Genomic DNA, 22169 nt, shown 5'->3' with positions numbered 1-22169 from the left:
CTCCTCGATCAGGTCTCCCTCCGAGTTTAGGTGACGTCTCAACTACGTCCAGATGCTGGAACGAACGTGACCGCGAACGACGCCTTCCGCGCGTGCAGCCGGTACTGCGGCAGCACGCCCGGCCCGCACGACGCCGTGCCGAGGCCGTTCTGGGCGAGGTCGAGGTTGAGATGCACGCGATCGCCCGGCCTGAGGTCGTCGGTGTGCTTGGCCGCGTCGAGGTCCTCGCTGGTCCAGCGGCGGGCGGTGAAGTCGAACACCGGCTCGCCCTCGATCCTCAGCCCGCCGATCTCGAGCCACCGGACGTCCGCGCGGTTGCCGTTCTCCTGCGGGAAGACGTACGGCGTCTGCAGCGCGTCCACGGTGGACGAGAACCGGCCGATCCGGGCGGCCTGGCGGCTGTCCGCGTACGCCTCGCCGGGGCCCGCGCCGAACCACTCGACGGCGTCCGCGCTCGGTAGTGACATGCGCAGGCCGAGGCGGGGGAGTGTGCACGGCCAGTCGCCGTCCGGGGTGACGTCGACCTGGAGACGAAGGCGGTCGCCGTCGGCGGTCCAGTGGTAGTCGGCGAGCATGCCGAAACCCCAGGCCGGAGGTGCCACACGCGTCCGCACGACCAGTCCGGACTCATGGGTGTCGACGTCCACGACGCGGTGTTGCAGCCGGTGCAGGCCGGCTTCGCGCCAGGCCCGTTCCTCGGGGTGGTCGCCGCCGCGGTCGTTGTCGGTGGGGGCGCGCCAGAGGTCGAGGCGGGGGCCTTGCACGCTGATGCCGCCGAGCCTGGTCAGCAGGCCGGTAACCGGGTCGAACTCGCCGGGGCCGTGCCGGAGGATGTCGGCGACGTGGACGAGTTCGGCGCCGGTGAACGGGATGGACGGCGCCTCGGAGACGAGGATCTGGCCCCATGCGATGACGTGACCGGCCTCGGCCCAGGCAGTGGAAGTGACCAGGGAGGCGCGGACGGTGAGCCAGCCTTCACCGGACACGGCTGGAACTTCCGGAACAGCGATTTCGGTGTGCTCTCCCGCTGCGATCCGGGGAACGTCGATCGTGCCCGAGGCGACCTCCACCCCGTCGTCCTCGTACACCCAGTCGAACCGCAGGTGGTCCAGCCCGACGTGGTCGTAGAAGCTCTCGACCCGGATCCCCGCCTCCGTGCCCGTGATCCGCACCGGCTCGAAGACCTTGGCGAACTCCGTCAGTCCCGGTGACGGCGTCCGGTCGGGGAACACCAGCCCGTCGATCACGAAGTTGCCGTCGTGCAGCGGTTCGCCGAAGTCGCCGCCGTACGCGAAATGCCCGTCGCGCTCCAGCCCGTGGTCGATCCACTCCCAGATGAACCCGCCCTGCACGTGCTGGTAGCGCTCGAAGAGTTCGCGGTACTCGAGCATCCCGCCCGGCCCGTTGCCCATGGCGTGCGCGAACTCGCACAGCACGAACGGCAGTCCGCGGGCGTGCGTGCGCCCGATCTCGTCGACTTCCTCGTGCGAGGCGTACATGCGGCTGTAGACGTCGACGTACTCGCAGGCGAAGTCGCCCTCGTAGTGCACCGGCCGCGACGGGTCGCGATCACGGGTCCACGAGGCCATCGCCGCGAGGTTGCGGCCGGTGTGCGACTCGTTGCCCAGCGACCACAGCACGATCGACGGATGGTTCTTGTCCCGCTCGACCATCCGGCGCATCCGGTCCACATAGGACTCTGCCCAGCGCGGGTCGTCGCTCGGGTTGCCGGCCCAGCCGAGCTCACCGAACCCGTGCGTCTCCAGGTCGCACTCGTCGATCACCCACAGGCCGTACTCGTCGCACAACGACAGGAAGTACGGGTCCGGCGGGTAGTGGCTGGTGCGCACGGCGTTGACGTTGTGCCGCTTCATCAGCAGCACGTCCTGCAGAGCGACCTCTCGCGGCACGGCGCGGCCGAACCGAGGATGGTGCTCGTGCCGGTTGACGCCGCGGAACACGATCTGGGCGCCGTTGACCTTCAGCACGCCGTCCTCGATCGCGACCGTCCGGAACCCGATCCGCACCGGCACGCGTTCGACCTCGGTGTGCACCACGCCGTCGTACAGCCGAGGGCTCTCCGCGCTCCACGGTTCGACGGGCCGCGAGAACGACTGCCCGGGCAGGAGATCGTGCACGTCCAGCTCCGGCACGGAGAGCATCCCGCCCTCGACCGTCAGCGTCCCCGAACCGGTGACGTGGTCGTAGGAGGCGTGGATCTCGTAGTCCGCGACGCCACCGCGCGGCCGCGACAACAGCGTCACCGAACGGAAGATCCCGGACAGCCACCACATGTCCTGGTCTTCCAGGTAGCTGCCGGCCGACCACTGGTGCACGCGCACGGTCAGCACGTTCCCGGAAGGGCGGAGCAGGTGGCCCACCTCGAACTCCGCGGGCAACCTGCTGCCACGGGTGACACCGAGTTCGACGTCGTTGAGGCAGATCAGCCCGCACGAGTCGATGCCGTCGAAGCGCAGCACCGCGGGCTCGTCCGGCCAGTTGTCCGGCAGGTCGAACGTCAGCCGGTAGTCGCCGGTGGGGTTGTCGGACGGCACGAACGGCGGCTCGACCGGGAACGGGTAGCGCACGTTCGTGTAAGCGGGCGAACCGTGTCCCTGCAGCTGCCAATGCCCTGGCACGGTGATGGTGCCCCAGTCGCCTTCGTCGAGACGGAAGTTCCAGGTCCCGTCCAGCGACAACGAGGCCGCGTCGGACGTGAAGAACGCACGCGGCGGCAAGGAACCGGTGCCGGGACCCATGTCTTCGAGGTAGGTCAAGATGTTCACCCTTTCACTGCGCCGGCGGCGATGTTGCGGATGAAGTGGCGTGCGCCGAACAGGAACACGATCACCAGCGGCACGATCGCCACCAGCGTCCCGGCCATCACGACGGCGTAGTCCTGCACGTACAGGCCGTTGAGCTGGGCCAGCGCCACCTGGAGAGTCACGTGGTTCGAGTCGATCAGCACGACCAGCGGCCACAGGTAGTCGTTCCAGGTGTTGACGAACGTGAAGATCCCGAGGAACGCCAGCGCGGGGCGCAGCACCGGCAGGCCGACCGACAGGTAGGTGCGGAAGAAGCCCGCGCCGTCGACCCGTGCGGCCTCCAGCAGTTCGTCCGCGATGGCGCCGCGGGCGTACTGGCGCATCCAGAAGATGCCGAACGCGTTGGCCGCCGCCGGGATGATCAGTGCGTTCAGGCTGCCGACGAGCCCGAACTTCGCCATCAGGTCGAACTGCGGGATCGCCGCGAGCTGCGTCGGCACCACGAACGTCGCCAGCAGGATTCCAAAGAGGACGTTGCTGCCGGGGAAGTCGTACTTGGCGAACGTGAAGGCCGCCAGCGAGTCGAAGAACAGCACCAGCACCGTCGTCGCGATCGCCACTACCAGAGTGTTGAGCACCGACCCGAAGAAGTCGACCTTCGCGAACACCTCGCCGATGTTGTCGGCCAGATGCCCGCCGAACCAGAACTTCGGCGGCGACGAGTAGATGTCCGCGGTGGTGTTCGAGGCCATCACCGCGAGCTGGTAGTAGGGGAACAGCGTGATCAGCGCACCGGCCACCAACGCGCCGTAGGTGAGGAGGGTGCCGGGTTTCGTCCGGTTCACTTGCCGCCTCCGTTCACGCGCGCCGGGCGCTGCACCAGCCGCCAGTTGAGGATCGAGAAGAGGACGACGACCACGAAGATGCCCCACGCGATGGCGGCGCCGTAGCCGAAGTCGTTGTCCGCGAACGCCGTGTTGTAGAAGTAGAGGACCATCGTCATGCCCGCGCCCTCGGGGCCGCCGCGGTCGCCGAGCAGGATCTGCGACTCGGTGAAGATCTGCAGGCCGCCGATCGCCGACATGACGACCGAGAACAGGATCACCGGGCGCAGCAACGGAAGCGTGACGCGGAAGAACGTCTGCACCGGGCCGGCGCCGTCGAGCTTCGCCGCCTCGTAGACGTCCTGGGGGAGTGCCTGCAGGCCCGCGAGCAGGATGATCGCGTTGTAGCCGGTCCAGCGCCAGATGATCATCAACGAGATCGCGACCCGGATCGCCCACGGATCGTTCAGCCACTGCACCGGATCCACGCCGATCAGGCCCAGGAACCAGTTCAGGACACCGAACTCGTTGGAGAAGAACGAGCCGAACACCAGCGACATCGCCACGATCGACGTGACGTTGGGCAGGAAGTACGCGACTCGCAGGAAATCCTTGTGGCGCACCGAGGAGTTGAGCCCCAAAGCGACGAGCATCGACAGGACCAGCATCGGGATCGTCGACATCACCCAGATGATCAGGGTGTTGCCGATCGCGTCCCAGAACGCGGTGTCGGTGAGCAGGAACGCGAAGTTCTCCAGCCCGACGAACTTCATCTCGCTGACACCGTTCCACCGTTGCAGCGACAGCCACAGCGAGTACACGACGGGGTAGACCCCGAAGACGGCGAACAGCACGAAGAACGGCGCGATGGCCAGGTACTGCGGGAGGTACTTCCACCTGCGGTTCACGCGAGCACCCCCTGCCGGCGCAGCAGCCGTTCGACGGCCGTCCGGGCGTCCTGCCAGGCCTGGTCGGGGTCCTTGCCCGCGGCCTCGACGTTGGTCAGCTCATCGGTGTAGGTGTCGGAGATCGTGATGTCCCACGGCGAGAAGTAGACGGGCTGGACCTTCTCCGCGATCTCGCCGAACACCCCGATCGTGGCCTGACCGCCGAAGAACTCCTCCGGCGCCAGCACCTTCGGGTCGGAGTAGACGGCCGGGCTGGAGGGGAAGAGGCCGAGCTCCAGGTAGGTCGACGCCTGGTTCTCCGGCGACATCAGCCACTTCACGACGTCGTAGGCGCCCTGCGGATCGGGGCAGTACTTCGTGATCGCGAGGAACGACCCGCCCTGGTTGCCGGGACCGCCGGGCGCCTGGCACACGTGCCACTGCCCGGACGTGCCCGGCGCGGACTGCTTGAGGTTGCCGGTGATCCAGGAGGCGTTGACGAACGCGACCTCCTTGCCGTTGGTCCAGGCCGCACGCCGGTCGACGCCCTCACCGGCCGCCGAACCCGCGTAGCCCGCCGTGAGCCCGAGCTGGAACGCCTTGACCGCGCGGTCCCACGCCCGCCGCACCTGCGACTGGTCGTCGAGATAGCGGTTCTGGCGATCGAGGTACTTCTGCTTCTCCTGCGCGAGCGAGTACGTGAACACCATCTTCGTGTCGGTGATCAGGTAGCGGCCGGGCAGCTTCTCCTTGACCCGCTTCGCGAACTCGAAGTAATCGTCCCAAGAGGACAGTGCGGCGGCCACCGCGTCCGGTTCGCTCGGCAGACCGGCCTCGGCGAACAGGTCGTGCCGGTAGTAGAGCGCGGCCGGTCCGGTGTCGATCGGGAAACCGAGCTGGAACCCGTCCGGACTGCGGCCCGCCTGCCACTTCCACGGCAGGTAGCGCGACTCGTCCTGCCGAGCGCCGAGCGCGGTGAGGTCGGCGAACCTGTCCGTGGCCGAGAAGTAGGTGGAGATGCCGTCGCCGAGCATCGTGATGTCCGGCAGGTAGGCCTCGCCGGACAGCGCGGCGAGCAGCCGCCGGTTCAGTTCGCCACTCACCTTGGACGGCGTGAGGTTCTGGGCGGGGAAGCGCCGCACGGCCTCGCCGAGCACCTTCTCCGACAGGCCGTTCGTCGAGTACCAGAGCGTGATCTTGCCTGGGTTGGCCGTGGTCGGGCTGGTGCAGGCGGTCGTTCCCAGTGCGGTGGCACCGAGTGCGGCCGCGCCGGTCAGGAACCTGCGTCGAGTCAACGTCATCGGGGACCCTCCGGAGAGCCCGTGAACGCTCCCGTGAGCGTTCACGGATTGCCGCGAATGATGAGCTGAACGGGTGACCCTGTCAAGGGTCAGGCAGATTCGCGCACTAGCAGAACGGCGCTGACCAGCAGTTCTTCGTCGGGCAACGACGGTTCGCCCGCCACCAGCCGACCGGCCTGCGCTATCGCGAGCGCGCCGATCCGGCGGGTGTCGAGCGCGACGCTCGTGAGCGCCGGATCGACGACGGTGCCGAGCTGGAGCCCGTCGAACCCCACCACCGCGAGGTCGCCGGGCACTGCCTTGCCGAGCCTGCGGGCCGCCTTGAGCGCGCCCATGGCGATGATGTCGTTGTAGGTGAACACGGCGGTGAGATCGGGATGCTGGTCGAGCAGCTCGTTCAACGCCTCCGCGCCACCGTCGGCCGACTGCACGGCGTTGCCGACGACGGGCGCGTGAAGCCCGTGCTCGTCCATCGCGTCGATGAACCAGTCACGGCGCAGGCTGGGTTCGGCGCGACCCGCGTGGTCGAGCATGCCGATCCTGCGGTGACCTGCGGCGACGAGGTGGTCGACGGCCTCGTGCACGCCCTTCTCGCCGTCGATGCGGATCGAGCTGAAGCGCGGCGAGCGGTGGTCACGGCCGATCAGCACCGCGGGCATGCCGCCGAGGTGCCGGTCGAGCTCGGCCTCGTCCAGGCTGAAGTAGCCGACCACGGCGTCCACCTGGGCCACGACGACTTCGAGCGTGCCGCGTTCCACGGTGATGCTGTCGGCCGTGTCGTAGACGATCACGTGCCAGCCGCGGGCACGTGCGGCCTCCAGCGCCCCGGCCGCGACCTCGGTGAAGAACGGGTTGAGCAGGTCGGGGATGACCAGGCCGATCGTGGTGCTGTCCTGCCGCACCAGGCCCCGTGCGAACCGGCTCGGCCGATAGCCCAGCTCCCGCGCGGCGTCGAGGACGCGCTGCTTGGTGCCGGCGTCGATCTCGCCCTTGTCGTTGAGCGCCCGCGACACCGTCTGCCGCGAGACTCCGGCGACCCGCGCGACGTCGTTGATCGTGACGCGCCTGCTCATGATCACCTCTCGTCCGACTGCGACCGAGTATGCAGGGCGTCGAGCACCACGGTGATCGCGGCGCGCGAGTCGCGGCGCACGGCGGCGGTGATCCTTCGCGTCACCGGCAGCTCCCTGGTGACCACGTCGAACCGCCGGTCGACGGCCAGCGCGGGCAGCACCGCGACCGCCAGCCCGGCCTCGACGTGCTTGAGCGTCAGCATGTAGTTGCTGAACCGCCCGACCACCCTCGGCTCGAACCCCGACTGCCGGCACAGCCGCGTCGCGAGCTTCGCCATGTACGAGCCGGGGACGTCGAACGCCCACGGCTCGTCCTTGCAGGCCGAGATGTCGTTCTTGGGCTGGTCAGGTGGCGTCACCAGCACGATCGGGTCCTCGCCGAGCGGCACCACGTCGATGTCCCGCGGCACCGGCAGCTCCACGAAGTCGGTGGTCGTGATGATCACGTCGACCTCGCCCGCGAGCAGCGCGGGCATGCTGGCGTGCGGCTCCAGTTCGACGATCTCGACGTCGAGGTGCGGGTGGTCGAGCTTCTGGATCGCCGGCACGGCGAGCGTGTGGATCGAGCTCTGGAACGCGCCCAGCCGGATGAGACCGGACGGCTCCTGGCTCAGGCCCCTGAGCTCGGCCTCGACGGCCTCCATCTGGTCGAGGATCGACCGCGCCCGTCGCGCCAGGATGAGCCCGGCGGACGTGAGCCGGACGCGCCGCCCGGTCCGTTCGATCAGCTGCGTGCGCGTCTCGGCTTCGAGTACCGCGAGCTGCTGCGACACGCTTGAAGCACTCAGGTTCGCGGCCTGCGCCACGGCCCGCACGGTGCCCAGCGCGTCGAGCTGGCTGAGCAGGCGAAGGCGCCACGGGTTCAGCGTCATGTTGTGCAGTATTTCCGAACAGCGAGCGTGGAATTATGAGATGGACCTGATGCTCACCCGCTCGTAGCGTTTTTGCCCATGGACACCTTCTGGGACGACGTCGACCGCCACCTCGTCCGCTACGGCGGCACGTTCACGCGCGAGATCATCGACAGCGCGTCGGGGAGCTTCCTGTTCACCGAGGACGGCCGCCGGATCCTGGACTTCACGTCCGGGCAGATGAGCGCGATCCTCGGCCACTCGCACCCGCGCATCGTCGAGACCGTGCAGCGCCAGATCGCGAACCTCGACCACCTGTTCAGCGGCATGCTCAGCCGCCCGGTGGTCGACCTGGCCCGCAGGCTCTCGGACACGCTGCCCGAGTCGCTGTCGAAGGTGCAGCTGCTGACCACCGGCGCCGAGTCGAACGAGGCCGCGCTGCGCATGGCCAAGCTCGTCACCGGCAAGCACGAGGTGGTGGCGTTCGCCCGCTCGTGGCACGGCATGACCGCCGCCGCGGCCGCCGCGACCTACAGCGCGGGCCGCAAGGGCTACGGCCCCGCCACGCCCGGCAACTTCGCGATCCCCGCGCCGTCCGGCGACTGGCAGGCGCAGCTGGACCTGGCGTTCGACCTGATCGACGCGCAGTCCGTGGGCTCGCTGGCGGCCTGCATCGTCGAGCCGATCCTGAGCTCGGGCGGAATCCTCGAACCGCCGCCCGGCTACTTCGCCGCGTTGTCGGCCAAGTGCCGTGAGCGCGGGATGCTGCTGATCATGGACGAGGCGCAGACCGGCCTGTGCCGCACGGGCAACTGGTACGCGTTCGAGCGGGACGGCGTGGTGCCGGACATCCTGACGCTGTCGAAGACTTTGGGCGCCGGGTTGCCGCTGGCCGCTGTGATCACCTCGGCGGAGATCGAGGCGGAGACGCACGCCCGCGGCTACCTGTTCTTCACCACGCACGTGTCCGATCCGCTGGTGGCCGCGGTGGGCAACACCGTGCTGGACGTGCTGGTCGAGGAACGGCTGGACGAACGAGCCGCGAAGCTCGGCACGTTCCTGCGCAACGGGCTGGACGACATCGCCGCGCGCCACTCGCTGGTGTCGGACGTGCGCGGGCGTGGGCTGCTGGTCGGGCTGGAGATCGCGGACGAGTCGCTTTCCGCGCCGATCACGCAGAGGTGCCTGGATCTGGGGCTGCACATGAACATCGTGCAGATCCCGGGGATGGGCGGAGTGTTCCGGATCGCGCCGCCGTTGACGGCTTCGGAGGAGGAGCTGGCGTTGGGGCTGAGCATTCTCGACGAGGCCATCGGGTCGGCCTGACCACTTGGCCACCTGCCTCGGCTGGACGGGCGAGGCGGGCGGCCACCACCTCTCCCTACCATCGCCCGCATGCGGGTACACCATCGGCCGTTCGTCGCCACCGTGATCGTCTGCGCGGCCGTGTTCGTCATCACCGGGCTCAGCAACGGGTTCAGCCGGGCGTTCTTCCAGGACGCTCCCGGGGTCGGCAACGATGTGTTGAGAACCCCTCTGGTGGCGACCGTTCAGGCGGTCCTCGTGCTGGGAGTCGCCTTCTGGCTTGCCTGGAAGGCGTCGGTGCGACCGGCGGTAGTGTCGCTCGTGGCGCTGGAACTGGTGTCCATGCACGCCACCTGGGTCAGCTTCCGCTTCACCTACCTCCCGCTGGTGCTGGTAGCCGGCTCGGCTGCCGTGGCCGCCGGGCTGTACATGCGTCTGTTGCAGCGGTCACGGGCAGAGAACGCGGCCGCGGCGGAGGAACGGGCGCGGCGCGACGAACGCCTCGACATGGCGCGGGAACTGCACGACGTGGTCGCACACCACGTCACGGGCATGCTGGTGCAGGCGCAGGCCGCGCTCGTGGTGGCGGAGCAGGACAAGGACAAGGCGTGCGCGATGCTGCCCGGCATCGTCGACGGCGGCACGGACGCGCTGGGCTCCATGAGCGCGATGGTCAGGACGTTGCGGGACAACGGAGCCGCGACCGCGACCACCGATCTCACGGCCGACCTGCACCGGCTCGCGGAGCGGTCGGGACTGCCGGTGCGGACGAGCATCGAGCTGACCGAGGACGTGCGGCCGGAGCTGGGGCGCTCGGTGCTGCGGATCGTTCAGGAAGCCTTGACCAACGCCCGCAAGCACGCCTTCGACGCCACGAGCGTGGAGGTGGACGTGCGCCTCACCGGCGAGGCCGTGCTGCTGTCCGTTGTGGACAATGGAACGGTGAGGCCGACGCACTCGGGCGGGTTCGGGCTGGTGGGCATGCGGGAACGGGTGCACGAGCTGGGCGGGCGGTTCTTCGCGGGGTCCACAGGGGAAGGCTGGCTGGTCACCGCCGAACTGCCGCGAGAGGTGCGCGCATGATCTCCGTGCTCATCGCCGAGGACCAGGACATGGTGCGGGCCGGGTTCCGGCTGATCCTGGAGGCACAGCCCGACATCACCGTGGTCGCCGACGTTGCGGACGGGATCAGCGCCGTCCAGCGGGCGAAGGAGCTGGAGCCGCAGGTGTGTCTGGTCGACGTGCGGATGCCCGGCCTCGACGGGCTGGAGGTCACGCGTCAGCTCGCGCCGCACTCCCGTGTCGTGGTCGTGACGACGTTCGACAGCGACGAGGTGCTGAACAAGGCACTGGACCTCGGCGCGTGCGGGTTCCTCACCAAGGACGCGAGCCCCGGACTGCTGGCCGAGGCGGTCAGGTCGGCGGCACGCGGCGATGTGCTCGTGTCGCCCCAGGTCGTGCTGCGGGTGTTGCGGCGGTCGGTGCAGCCGGTCGCGAGCGCCGACGCGGGCGTGCTGAACGACCGCGAGCTCGACGTAGTGCGGCACGTCGCACAGGGGCAGAGCAACAACGAGATCGCCGCCGCGATGAAGGTCTCCGTGTCGTCGGTCAAGGCCTATCTGGCGTCCGTGCAGACCAAGGTCGGTGCGCGCAACCGCGTCGAGATCGTCGCGTGGGCGTTCCGTTCGCACGTGGTGGCCGGCTGACCACGGCCGGATGGCCAGTCCTCGGCCTTGTGGCTGACCAGACGGCCATGATCTTCCGGCTCTGCGGCCGATCCGGTGCCACCCGCCGCGCGAGCAGGCTCGTCCACATCGGATCTCGTTGTGGACGAAGGGCTTTGAACTGTGCTGGATCAGGTGCGGTGGGCGCTGGACACCATCGGGTTCGCGTTGTCGAACCCGCTCATCGCGAGTGGCGTGGTCGTCGGGGCAGTGGTGCTGCGTGACAAGGCGGCAGCGCGATGACCCGTGTCGATCCCCGGCGGATTTGGGCTGCCGTGGCCGCCTGCCTGCTCGTCTGGGTGTGCGTGCGCGGCTTCGGTGACGGCCTGCTGGACCTGCGCGTCTACCTCGCGGGCGGCGAGGCGTGGCAGGCCGGTGCGGACCTCTACACCGCCGATTTCCGGGGCCCCAGAGGTCTGCCGTTCACCTACCCGCCGTTCGCGGCCGTCCTGTTCAGCGGTCTCACCCTGTTTCCGTTGCCGCTCAACGCCTTGCTGTTCACCGTAGCGGGCATCGCGCTCTTCACCGCGGCCTGTGTCGTGGCGGCGCCGAGCCTGCGGACGGGTTTCGGTCTGGCCGCGGTGTGCCTGCTGCTCGAACCGTTGCGCGGCGGCCTGGACCTCGGCCAGATCAACATGATCCTGATCGGCCTGGTCGCCGCCGACTGCCTGCTGCCGCGCACGCCGTGGCCGCGCGGTCTGCTCGTCGGGCTCGCCGCCGCGATCAAGCTGACTCCGGCGATCTTCGTGTTGTTCTTCCTGTCCCGCAGGCGATGGCGGGCCGCGCTGACCGCCGTGGCGACGTTCGCGGCGTGCGGCCTGCTCGCCTGGGTGCTCGCGCCGGGCCAGTCGAAGCAGTTCTGGTTCCACGCGATGCTCGACCCGGAACGTGTCGGCGGCCTCGCCTACAGCGCGAACCAGTCGTTGCGCGGCCTGCTGTTCCGGCTCGGCGCGCCCGAGCCGGTGTGGTTCGTCGCGGCCGCGGCCGTGCTCGCGGTAACGGTCGCGATGCTGCCGCGACTGCGCGAGGACCTCACGGCCCTCGTCGCGGTCGCGGCAGCGGGTCTGCTGATCTCGCCCGTGTCCTGGTCACACCACTGGGTGTGGATCGCACCCGCGTTGATGCTGCTGAGCGGGCGTGCCAGGCTCGCGGTCGTGGCGGTGTTCGCGGTCGGCCCGCACTGGCTGCTGCCGACCGCGGGCGACCGTGAACTGGCGTGGACGTGGTGGCAGCACCTCGTCGGCAACGCCTACGTCTGGCTGGGTCTCGCGTTCCTCTGCTGGTGCGCGGTGAGCACCGTCCAGGTCAGGCCTGCACACCAGGTTGCGCGGGCCAGGTGAACTTCTTGATGCCGCCGGTGCCGATCAGCTGCTTCAACGCCTCGCGTGCGTCCATGCCGGTCGACGGCATCTTGGCGGCGATGGCCCCGCCCAGGACGGCGGCGGCGCAGGACGTACCCCGCCACGCCGCGTACCCGGTGACGAGGTTGTCGATGATGCGGCCGTCGAGCACCTTCACCAGCTTCGAGTTCAGGTAGGTGCTGACGAACGTGTCTCCGTGGGTGGGGGCGACCGTGCAGGTCACCCAGGGGACATCGGGGCTGTAGTGCGGTACCGGATCGGCTTCGGGGAAGGGCAGCGGCGGGACGGGCACTCCGACGGCCACGACACCGGGCAGCGCGGCGGGCCAGGTCGGGGAGTTCCGGGTGACGAGCGTGTCGGGATGCATGCCCTCCACGATCCCGTGGTTGCCGGCGGCGGCCACGACGGTGATGTGCGGGCTGAGTCGTTCGATCGCGCGTTCGAGGATGAACGGCGGCATGCCGTCGTGGGTGCGGCAGCCGCTGGCCAGCACGATCAGGTGAACTCGGTCGGCGGGCTCGGGCACGAGGAACTGCGCGAGCTTCTTGACCACCTTCCACGCCTCGGCCTTGCCGTCGTCGCCCAGCGCGGCGTGGGCGACGACGGTGGCGCCGGGGGCGTTCTTCAGGATGAGGCCGATGGTGAAGACGGCATGGCCTTCCTCGAAGTTGCAGTCGTCGCCGATCTTCTTGGGGGAGAAGTCCTCCGGGGACGCGGTGATGGACGCGGGCGGGAGGTCCGCGTGCCGGTAGACCCTGGTGTCCACCAGCCCGACCCGCACGCCTGTGCCGGCGTCACCCTTGAGCCAGGTATCGGGAGGAACAGGTGCTTCGCGGCGTTCCGGATCCCAGAAGTTCTGGCTCTTGGTCTGCGGGTACGCGCCGAACGTGCTCGTCATGCTCCTGTTCTTGCCGATGGTGGGCGTCCAGCCGCCGGAGTGTCCAGCGAGCCGTGCGCGCACCTCGGTGAGCACCGGGTCCAGATCGCTGACCCGTTTCCAGTCGGGTTCGTCCTCCGGCTTGCCGATGTGTTTGAGATTGAGCAGCGTCAGGTCGAACTCGGGTATCGCGTCCTCGGTGTAGTCCTGGATCTTGAGCTGGCCCAGGACCTTGCGCACGACGTCGAGGTGGTGGTTGTCGACGACGAGCTGGTCTTGGTTCGCGTCCATGTCAGCCTCCGATAGGGGGTCTCCGGTGAACCGATGCCGGAACGCCTCGTCCTGATACCTGGCGAAGAACGTCCTCGCCGTGCACATTGGTCATCATGCTGGCGGGATCGGTGTTACACGCGGCGCGCGAAGCGATGCGGCTCGCCGACGTCGATCCGATCAAAGCGATCCCGCTGGCCGCGCAGGTCGTGAGCGACGCTCGCGAGGACGTTCCCGCCCTGGCGCTGGCCGAGCAGGCGTGGGGTCACGCGCTGTGTCAGACCGGCCAGGTCGGCGAGGCGGTCGCGCACCTGCGCCGCGCGGTCCGGCTGGGCGCGGGCAAGGCGGCGGCGGAGAGCCGGATGAAGCTCGCGTTCGCGCTCGTGCAGCAGGGGAGACCCGCGCCCGCGCTACGTGAGGTGGACTTGGCCGTTCCTCTGCTGGGTGCGCGCGCTCGAAGCCAACGCGCCGTGATCCTCTACCACCTCGGCAGGCCCGACGACGCGTTCGCCGACTACCAGGCCGCCGACCGCGCGCTGCGCCGTCGGGGTGAGACGCTGGCCCTGCAACGCAACCTGGTCAACCGGGGCATCCTGCAGGCCGAACGCCTGAACTTCGCGCTCGCCGTGAAGGACCTGCTGGAGGCCGAGGAGCTGGCGCGCGACCTCGGCCGTGACCTCGTGGTCGGGATCATCGCCGAGAACCTCGGCTTCGTGGAGAGCCGTCGCGGCGACGTCCCGGCCGCGCTCGCGCACTTCGACCGGGCCGAGGAGATCATCACCCGGCACGGCGGCCGGCTCGCGCCCGTGCTGTTCGACCGCGCCGAGCTGCTGCTGTCCGTCGGAATGGCCGGTGAGGCGCGAGAGCACGCTTCCCAGGCGGTCGCGGCGTTCCGTGCCGAGGGCCGCCGGCTCATGGTCCCCGAGACGCAGTTGCTGCTGGCCGACGCGGCGTTGCTCGGCCGCGACTGGGCCGCCGCCGGACGGCACGCCCGCGCCGCGCTCGCCCAGTTCGTCCGTCAGGGCCGCGACCAGCACGCCGCCTTCGCGCGGGCGACGGTGCTGCGCGCCGCGCTGAGCGCCGGAAAGCCCTGCCGGATCAGCGATCCCGACGCGATGGTGGCCGCGCTGCACGGCAGGCTCGCCGTGCAGGCGCACCTCGACCTCGCCGTGGTGGCGGGGCGCCGAAGACAACCGGCTCGCGTGGTCGCGCACCTGACGACCGCGAGCCAGGCGCGTACCCGTGGCCCGGCGACGTTGCGGGCGCGCGGCTGGTACGCCGAAGCCCTGCTGCACGAACGCACCACCCCCCGCCGGGCCGCGGCCGCTGCCAGGCGAGGCCTGCGCGTCCTCGACGAGAACCACGCGGCCCTCGGCGCCAGTGATCTCCGCGCCCACTCGGCCGCGCACCGCGCGGACCTGGCCGCGCTGGGACTGCGCGTGGCACTGAGGTCCGGCAGGCTTGCCGACGTCTTCGAATGGGCTGAGCGAGGCCGTGCGAGCCGCTTTCTGCACCGCCCGGTCCGCCCGCCGGACGATCCCGAACTCGCCGCCCTGCTGCAGTCGTTGCGCGCCACGAAGCTCACCCACCGCCAGGTGGAACTGGAACGGCGGATCAAGAACCGCAGCCGTCTGCTCCGGACGACCGGCCCCGGCCCGTCCGAACCGGTCCGGCCCGCCGAGCTGGATCTCGGCGACCGGGTGCTCGTCCAGTACGTCGAGGCCGACGGCGACCTGCTGGCGTTGACCCTCACCGACCGGCGCCTGGACCTGCGCGTCGTGGGCCCGGTCGGAGAGGTGGCCGATCTGCTCGAACGCGTGCCGTTCGCGTTGCGGCACCTGGCCCGTCGCCCGCGCCCCGAGATCCTTCAGCTGCTGCGCACCACGGTATCCACATTGGACTCACTGCTCCTGCCGCGCTGCGACAGACCGCTGGTGGTCGTGCCGACGGGCTTGCTGCACAACGTCCCGTGGTCGACTTTGCCGTCGTGCCGAGGAAAACCGGTCGTCGTCGCACCCTCGGCGACGTCGTGGCGCAGCGCCGCGTCCCAGCCTGCTCGCCCGCGTACGTTCGCCGTGGCGAGTGGCCCCGGCCTGCCTGGCGCGGATGAGGAAGCGCAGGCCATCGCGGATCTCCACGCCGTCACGAGCCCGCGCGACGCGACGGTCGACGACGTCCTGAAGGCACTGGCCACGGCCGGCACCGTGCACCTCGCCGCCCACGGCCGCCTGAACCCGGACAACCCGTTGTTCTCCGCGCTGTCCCTGCACGACGGACCGCTCGTGGTCTACGACGTGCAACGCCTCGAACAGGTGCCGGAAACCGTGATCATGGCCGCCTGCGACGTCGGCCGCTCGGTCATCGTGTCCGGCAACGAGCTCCTCGGCCTCGCCGCGACGTTCCTCGAACGCGGGACCTCGCAGCTGATCGCCCCGGTCGTACCGGTGCCGGACGCGGAGACCAAGGACCTGATGCTCGGCGTGCACCGTCGGTTGCGCGAAGGCCGTTCGCCGGCGGAAGCGTTGGCCGAGGCGCAGGAGGAACTGAACCAGCCCAACGGGTTCGTGTGCGTAGGGGCCTGAGATGCGGCTGAACGGGGTTCCCGCCCGGAACCCCGTTCAGCCACTCGACTAACGAGCGAACTGGAACCAGTTCACGTTCGCCAGGTCACCACCCGTGCCACCGGTCGCCACCAGGTACAACCGGTGCACCCCGGTCGCGCCGGACGCCGCGGCCGTGCGGCTGGTCCACGTCTGCCACCCACCCGTGCTCGCCGCCGAGACGGTCGCGACCAGCGGACCGGTCGGGCTGTCCAGGCGGTACTGAAGGGTGCCGTTCGCCGTGGAACCGGACGCGATCCGCGTGGTCACCGAGGTCGGGGGAGTGGCGCCGAAGTCGACGTCCGCGTAGGCCACGTAGTCGCCCGGCGTCAGGTAGCCGACGTTCTGCCCGCAGCCCGAGTCGGTGCAGCGCTCAACCTGCGTGCCGCGCTGCTCGTCGTAGTACGAGGCGCCGATCAGCGCGTAGGCGTTCTGCGTTGCGGGGAACTGGGTGCCGAAGCCGTACGGGAACAGCGGTGCCTTGCCGTCACCGACGTTGATCGGTTGCTGCGAGGCGCTCTGCATCCAGGTGAACGGCAGCGTGCCGGTTGGCCTGTAGTCGCCGAACAGGACGTCCGCGACGCCGTTGCCCTCGGTGCCGGGCAGCCAGGCCGCGACCAGCGAGTGCCACTGCGGCAGCTGGGCCGCGATGTCCAGCGGGCGGCCGGAGACGAGCACCACCACGACCGGGACACCGGTGGCGCGCAGGGTGTTCAGGGTCGCGATGTCCTCGGCGTCGAGGCCCAGGCCGCCGGGCCGGTCGCCCGCGCCCTCGGTGTACGGCGTCTCACCGACGACGGCGATCGCGGCCTGGTACGTGCCGTCGACGCCGGTGCCGTTGCGGTTGTACGTCACCGTGGTGGACGTCGACACGGCCGAGCGGATGCCTTGCAGCACAGTGGTTCCCGGCGTGACCGGACCGCTGCCGCCCTGCCAGGAGATCGTCCAGCCGCCGCTCTGGTAGCCGATGTTGTCCGCGCTCTTGCCCGCCACGAAGATCTTCGACGCGGTCTTGGGCAGCGGCAGCACGCCGTTCTGGTTCTTCAGCAGCACCTGCGACTTGCGCACGGCCTCACGGGCCAGAGCGCGGTGCGCGGCGTTGCCGACGGTCGGCGTGTAGGAGCGGTCGGTCAGCGGCTTCTCGAACAGGCCGAGCTCGAACTTCTTGGTGAGGATGCGGCGGTTGGCGTCGTCGATGCGCGACATCGGCACGCGGCCCGCCTGCACCTCCTGCTTGAGGTAGGTGATGAACTGACGCCACGCGGTCGGCACCATGATCATGTCGAGGCCGGCGTTGATCGAGTCGCGCACCTCGGCGGCGGTGAAGCCGGCCTGGCCGTCGATCTGGTCGATGGCGTTCCAGTCCGACACGACGAGGCCGCCGAAGCCGAGCTCGTTCTTCAGCACGTCGGTGATCAGGTACTTGTGGCCGTGCAGCTTCACGCCGTTCCAGCTGCTGTAGGTGATCATCACCGAGCCGACGCCCTTGGCGATGGCGTCGCGGAACGGCGGCAGGTGCGTCGCGCGCAGTTCTGCCTCGCTGACCTGCGTGTTGCCCTGGTCGGTGCCGTTGGTCGTGCCGCCGTCGCCGATGTAGTGCTTGGCCGTGGCGAGTACCGAGCCGGAGTCCGACAGCTTCGAGCCCTGCAGGCCGGTGATCATCGTCGTCATCGACGTGGCGTCCTGGGGCGTCTCGCCGAACGACTCGTAGGTGCGGCCCCAGCGGTCGTTGCGCGCGACGCACAGGCACGGCGCGAAGTCCCAGTCGATGCCGGTGCCCGACACCTCCTCGGCCGTGGCGCGCCCGATCCGCTGCACCAGCCCGGGATCGCGCGTCGCGCCGAGGCCGATGTTGTGCGGGAAGATCGTGGCGCCGACGACGTTGTTGTGGCCGTGCACGGCGTCCACGCCGTAGATCATGGGAATTCCCAGCGGCGTCGCGATCGCCGCGCGCTGGAAGTCGTCGTACATGTTCGCCCACGACGTGGCGTTGTTCGGCGACGGCGCGGAACCGCCACCGGACAGCAGTGACCCGATCCGGAAGTTCGTCAGGTCGGCGAAGCTGGCCGAGTTGCGCTCGGCCTGCGTCATCTGCCCGACCTTCTCGTCGAGCGACATGCGGCCCAGCAGGTCGGCGACCCGCGCCGGAACCGGCTGCGTCGGGTCCTTGTAGATCGGGTCGGCCGCGGCGGCCGTACCGGTGGGGATGACGGCGGCACTGAGCAGTAGTGCGGCCGCGAGGAACTTTCTCACTGGGCAGACCTCCGGAGGACGAGGTCCTGTTTACCTTGCGGCACAACAGGGTTCGCCGAGCGTAACCTGCGTTCACAAAGTGGTATAGACCATCGGGGAACCGGAACCAGTACCGGTTCCCCTCGCCTGCCCTAACGACACCAGGACTGCACGGTCTCCGCGAAGTCGGGGAACTCCGCCCGAGCCGCCGCCAGCACCTCGGCGGGCGTGCGCGGCTCGACCCCGGAGTACTTCTCCGCGACGGCACGCAGTTCCGCGTTCGGCACACCGGTGTCCGACCCGAACTCGACGGCCTCCTGCGGCCCCACACCACCCGCGAGCAACCACAGGAACTCGCCCAGGCTCGTCGCGACGGGCCCGACCTCACCCTCCGACCCGAAGAACATGACGGGCTGCACGGTCAACGGCCCCTCCCGCACCAGCCACAGCACGGCCAGCCCACCGGTGCCGTCCTGCCCGAACGTCCGGAACGCGGTGCCGTCCAACTCCTTGTTGCCGGTCCACGACCTGATCCAGTCGGTCGTCTCCTCGGCGGACTCGAACTCCTGGTACGGCTCGTAGTCCATGTTGCCCGGCGAGGGCTCGTCGGCCTTCTCGTCGTACTCCCACGGGAAGTCGATGCCGCTCAGTGCGGCCAGTGCGGCGGGGAACTCCCGGTCATCAGTGATCTCCACGCGCGCACGCTACTTCAACAGATCGCCCGCGGTCCGCGTCTTGAGTGTCGGAGAGGAGTCCGACATGCCTATGCCCAGATGGTGGGGCCACATCAACAAGCGCGTGTTCAACCCGCGCGCGATCAAGAGCGGCAAGTGGGCGGTGCTCACCCACGTGGGGCGCAGCTCGGGAATGCCCTATCGCACCCCGATGGAGGCGCACCCGGTCGATGGCGGCTACCTGGTCGTCCTGGTCTACGGATCGCGCTCGGACTGGGTTCGCAACGTCATGGCGGCCGGTCGCGCGCAACTGACGGTCGACGGCGAGGAGCTCGAACTGACCACGCCGCGCGTCGTCGGCGAGGCGGAGGCGTTCGCGGCACTGGCCGACGACGTGAAACGTCCACCGAAGTCGCTCCGCATCAAGGAGTTCCTCCGGATGGACCTCGCCTCGAAGTGACGCGCCGCGACCCGTGTGCCGGCGAGCGGACGCCGGGCACGGTCGTGGTCGTCAGTCCGAGTGCTCCGTCGCGAGCTTCCCCAACGCCAGCCGGTTGGTCAGCCCCGTCTTCGTGAGCAGGCTCGACACGTGCTTCTCGACGGTCCGCCGCGACAGGTGCAGCTGCGCGGCGATCTCGTTGTTGGCCAGTCGCACCCCGAGCAACCGCAGCACCTCGTACTCGCGGACGGTCACCCCGGCCAGCCGCAGCTCGTCGGGCACCTCGTCGGCCCCGGACCGGCGTTGCGTCACCCGCACGCCCATCAGTCGCAGCTGGGCGCGGCAGGCTCCGGCCACGGCGGCGATGCCGGCGTCGTGGAAGTGGTGTTCGGCGGCGCGCAGCCAGGTCTCCGGATCGCCCCAGCCGTCGCGGGCGGCGGCCTCGCTGACGAGTCGCAGGCCCAGGTGGCGTGCCATCGGGTAGGGGAGGCCCACGTCGCTGCTCTCCTGGACGTGGGCCAGGGCCGCGTCCTTGTCGCCCGCCGCGCCGGCCAGGACCGCGGAGGCCAGTAGCGCGAAGTGGTGGTCCCAGCGGAGGCCGGCGGCCGGGTCGGCGACGACCTCGTCGTACTCGGCTCGGGTCAGGTCGCCGTCCACGGCTCTGAGCAACAGGGAGAGGCCCAGACGGCCCGTCAGGTGGTAGGTCGTGGGGGTGGCGCGTTCGGCGGCCAACGCCAGTGCGAGGTCGGCCCGCGCCCTCGGTCTGTCCTCTTCCAACAACGAGCAGAACGTCGCCGCCAGGCCGTGCAGGCGGGCGGTGTGTTGTTCGCCGCCCGGTTCGGACAGGACGGACCAGGCCTCGGTCAACGTTGTCCGGTCGCCGCGGTGGCCGGCCAGGACGGCTCGCAGCACGGCCATGAACTGGCCGATCTCCTGCAGTCCCAGGCGTTTCGCGGCTGAGGAGACGTCTTCGACGACGAGGGAGGCGGCCGCGAAGTCGGCGCGCAGGACGAGTTGCAGGCCGATGTTGACCTCGGACTGGTAGCGGGCGATCACCGCGCCGATCCGGGATGCCAGGTCGCGTGCCTGTTCCAGGCGGCCGAGGTCGCCGGAGCGCAGGGCGTCGTCCAGGCCCAGGCGCACGAGGGCGTGGATCTCCCAGATCGGCAGGTCGTGCGCGATCGCGAAAGCCCGGCTGCGTTCCAGGTACGCCGTCGCGCGGGCCGGGTCGCGGCGGCGGGTCAGGGCGCCGAGCAGTTGCCACGCCTGGCAGGCGACCACGGGGAGCGGGACGCGTTCGGCGACGGTCGCGGCGCGCAGAGCGGTCTCCTCGGCGCGTTCGAGGCTGCCTGGTTCGGCTCGGTCCAGTTCGAGGTGCGCGGCCACGACGTCCACGGACGCGCAGTCCTCGGGAGGGGCGTCGCCCAGCAACGCCCGTGCGATCTCCACCTGGGCGAGACCGTCGGACGTGCGGCCGGCCAGGTTCGCCGCCCACGCCAGTTGCGTGTGCAGGCGGGCGCGGTGCGGGCGGTCCAGACCCGAGCTGTCGAAGCTCATGGCCAGCGCGCGGTCCACCTGTCCGGCCTCGGTCAGCGCCAGCAGTTGCGCTTCGAGCGCCTCGAAGCGCTGGACGGGATCCTCGACGAGTTCCAGCGAGCGTTCCAGCAACGTGACGGCCGACTGCGCGGCGCCCTGTGCCAGCGCTCGCCGCCCGGCCTCGGCGTAGAGCGCGCCGGCGGCAGCGGTCTGGCCCGCCGCCTCCCGCAGCGTCGCGCAGAGGTGGCACCAGTCGCCGGGCACACCGGGGTAGCGCTTCTCGACGGCGTCGGCCGCGCGCCGGGCCAGGGACGACTGGACGTCCTCCGGGATCAGGGTCAGGACCGCGTCGGCGACCAGCGCGTGCGTGAAGAGGTACCAGTCGGGGGTGTGGTCGTCGGGGCCGATCAGGTGCGCCACGGGTTCGCTCTGCAGGTGGCGCAGCAACGTGCGGTAGTCCAGCCCGGTGACCTCGCGGACGACGGTCAGCGGGAACCTGAGCCCGATCACGGCCGCGACCGACACGAACTCGCGCGCCTGGTCGTTCAGGCGGCCGAACCGGCCCGCCACGCTGTGCACCAACGCGGACGGCGGCACACCTGCCTCGCCCATGCTCCAGACGTCGCCGGTCCGCACGAGGTGTCCGTCCGAGACGATCTCGTCGAGCAGTTCCTCCACGAACAACGGAAGCCCGCCGCTGCCCGCCCACAGCAGATCCAGTGCGGGCGCGGGCAAAGCGCCCTCCAGGCACGCGCCCGCGAGCGCGGACACCTGCTCGTGCTTGAAGCGCCGGAGCTCGATGAGCGTGGCGGAGTCGCGTTTGCTGGTGGCGCGGGCGAACTCCAGCGCCGCGCTGTCGTCGTCGCGCATGGTCGCGAGCAGCAACGTCGGCTGGTGCGAGATGTTGTCGATGACGTACTCGAGCACTGCCAGCGTATCGGGGTCGGCGTACTGGAGATCGTCGATGACGACGGCACATCCGCCGTCGCGGCCCACGAGTTCGGTCAGCCGGAGCACGCCCTCGGCGAGCACGATCAGCGAGCTGCTCGACGCGTCGTCGGCAGGGGTTCCCCAGTCGGGGTTGAGACGGGCGAGTGCCGGGCGGTAGGGGCCCAGCTCGTCGATGTCGACGGTGGTGCCCAGACGTTGCAGCGACAGCAACGCCTCGCTCAGGCAGCGGAACGGGATCGTGCGGCTCATGGCGCTGCCGCGGCCGCGCATGATGCTCATCCCGCTCTGGTAGGCGAGATCGGTCGCGACGGTGGCGAGCCGGGACTTGCCGATCCCGGCTTCACCGGTCAGGAATACGACCTGACCCCTCCCCGTAGCGACTTTCGCCAACGTCGTCCTGATCAGTCCCAGCTCATGGTCACGACCGACGACGACTGGTGCACGTAATGCCACTTGCACATGAGATCACGACCTGCCACAGAACAGTGACATACGGTCA

General features: G+C 69.8%; 16 protein-coding genes and 1 pseudogene. 6 read left to right on the top strand and 11 right to left on the bottom strand.

The annotated features are described in order from the left end of the window. Window positions 1-38: 38 nt before the first annotated feature. From BM417_RS07890 to BM417_RS07865, 6 genes are all read right to left on the bottom strand, one after another. Window positions 39-2777 (bottom strand): glycoside hydrolase family 2 TIM barrel-domain containing protein, encoded by a 2739-nt coding sequence (locus BM417_RS07890; protein ID WP_093590895.1) that lies wholly within the window; start codon window positions 2775-2777, stop codon window positions 39-41. A 5-nt stretch (window positions 2778-2782) separates the two neighbouring features. Beyond that, complete coding sequence (locus tag BM417_RS07885; RefSeq protein ID WP_218164387.1) at window positions 2783-3610, bottom strand: carbohydrate ABC transporter permease; 828 nt, start codon at window positions 3608-3610, stop codon at window positions 2783-2785. After that, on the bottom strand, window positions 3607-4497 hold the full coding sequence (locus BM417_RS07880) for a carbohydrate ABC transporter permease (protein ID WP_218164386.1): 891 nt from the start codon (window positions 4495-4497) through the stop codon (window positions 3607-3609). Before BM417_RS07880 ends, BM417_RS07885 begins: the two co-directional genes overlap by 4 nt. Continuing rightward, on the bottom strand, window positions 4494-5777 hold the full coding sequence (locus tag BM417_RS07875) for an ABC transporter substrate-binding protein (RefSeq protein WP_093589319.1): 1284 nt from the start codon (window positions 5775-5777) through the stop codon (window positions 4494-4496). Before BM417_RS07875 ends, BM417_RS07880 begins: the two co-directional genes overlap by 4 nt. Before the next feature lie 89 nt (window positions 5778-5866). Further along, on the bottom strand, window positions 5867-6850 hold the full coding sequence (locus tag BM417_RS07870; RefSeq protein WP_093590892.1) for a LacI family DNA-binding transcriptional regulator: 984 nt from the start codon (window positions 6848-6850) through the stop codon (window positions 5867-5869). 2 nt (window positions 6851-6852) lie between these two features. Continuing rightward, window positions 6853-7722 (bottom strand): LysR family transcriptional regulator, encoded by an 870-nt coding sequence (locus BM417_RS07865; protein ID WP_093589316.1) that lies wholly within the window; start codon window positions 7720-7722, stop codon window positions 6853-6855. A gap of 78 nt (window positions 7723-7800) precedes the next feature. Between BM417_RS07865 and BM417_RS07860 the strand changes: the two genes are divergently transcribed. The 4 genes from BM417_RS07860 (at window position 7801) to BM417_RS07845 (ending at window position 12070) form a co-directional block, all read left to right on the top strand. Beyond that, window positions 7801-9027, top strand: a complete 1227-nt coding sequence (locus tag BM417_RS07860; protein WP_093589313.1) for an aspartate aminotransferase family protein — start codon at window positions 7801-7803, stop codon at window positions 9025-9027. A gap of 69 nt (window positions 9028-9096) precedes the next feature. Next, window positions 9097-10089 carry a sensor histidine kinase gene (locus tag BM417_RS07855; protein WP_093589310.1) on the top strand — a complete coding sequence of 331 codons (993 nt, stop codon included), beginning with the start codon at window positions 9097-9099 and terminating at the stop codon, window positions 10087-10089. Next, window positions 10086-10712, top strand: coding sequence for a response regulator transcription factor (locus BM417_RS07850; RefSeq protein ID WP_093589307.1), 627 nt, complete (start codon window positions 10086-10088; stop codon window positions 10710-10712). The genes BM417_RS07855 and BM417_RS07850 overlap by 4 nt, the downstream gene beginning before the upstream one ends. A 257-nt stretch (window positions 10713-10969) precedes the next feature. Then, a complete protein-coding gene (locus tag BM417_RS07845) occupies window positions 10970-12070 on the top strand; it encodes a glycosyltransferase 87 family protein (RefSeq protein WP_093589304.1) in 1101 nt (366 codons plus the stop codon). Here the strand turns inward: BM417_RS07845 and BM417_RS07840 are convergent. Further along, window positions 12036-13259 (bottom strand): S8/S53 family peptidase, encoded by a 1224-nt coding sequence (locus BM417_RS07840; protein ID WP_143138556.1) that lies wholly within the window; start codon window positions 13257-13259, stop codon window positions 12036-12038. The genes BM417_RS07845 and BM417_RS07840 overlap by 35 nt on opposite strands. A 95-nt stretch (window positions 13260-13354) precedes the next feature. Between BM417_RS07840 and BM417_RS07835 the strand changes: the two genes are divergently transcribed. Next, window positions 13355-15820 carry a CHAT domain-containing protein gene (locus BM417_RS07835; RefSeq protein WP_143138555.1) on the top strand — a complete coding sequence of 822 codons (2466 nt, stop codon included), beginning with the start codon at window positions 13355-13357 and terminating at the stop codon, window positions 15818-15820. A gap of 48 nt (window positions 15821-15868) precedes the next feature. On the opposite strand, the gene BM417_RS49105 is transcribed toward BM417_RS07835, so the two are convergent. The 3 genes and pseudogenes from BM417_RS49105 to BM417_RS07825 form a co-directional block, all read right to left on the bottom strand. Next, window positions 15869-16255, bottom strand: a complete 387-nt coding sequence (locus BM417_RS49105) for a carbohydrate-binding protein (RefSeq protein ID WP_245821832.1) — start codon at window positions 16253-16255, stop codon at window positions 15869-15871. A 27-nt stretch (window positions 16256-16282) separates the two neighbouring features. Further along, window positions 16283-18091 (bottom strand): annotated as a pseudogene (locus BM417_RS07830) (glycoside hydrolase family 3 protein); the annotation flags it as partial. A 131-nt stretch (window positions 18092-18222) separates the two neighbouring features. Then, on the bottom strand, window positions 18223-18765 hold the full coding sequence (locus tag BM417_RS07825) for a hypothetical protein (protein ID WP_093589295.1): 543 nt from the start codon (window positions 18763-18765) through the stop codon (window positions 18223-18225). Between the two features lie 64 nt (window positions 18766-18829). On the opposite strand from BM417_RS07825, the gene BM417_RS07820 reads away from it, so the two are divergent. After that, window positions 18830-19204 (top strand): nitroreductase family deazaflavin-dependent oxidoreductase, encoded by a 375-nt coding sequence (locus BM417_RS07820; RefSeq protein WP_093589292.1) that lies wholly within the window; start codon window positions 18830-18832, stop codon window positions 19202-19204. Window positions 19205-19255: 51 nt separating this feature from the next. On the opposite strand, the gene BM417_RS07815 is transcribed toward BM417_RS07820, so the two are convergent. Beyond that, window positions 19256-22123, bottom strand: a complete 2868-nt coding sequence (locus tag BM417_RS07815; protein WP_218164385.1) for an ATP-binding protein — start codon at window positions 22121-22123, stop codon at window positions 19256-19258. Window positions 22124-22169 lie beyond the last annotated feature (46 nt).

Source organism: Lentzea waywayandensis (assembly GCF_900115955.1).
In the GTDB taxonomy this organism is placed as follows: domain Bacteria; phylum Actinomycetota; class Actinomycetes; order Mycobacteriales; family Pseudonocardiaceae; genus Lentzea; species Lentzea waywayandensis.
This window is presented reverse-complemented; position numbering and strand designations above follow the sequence as displayed.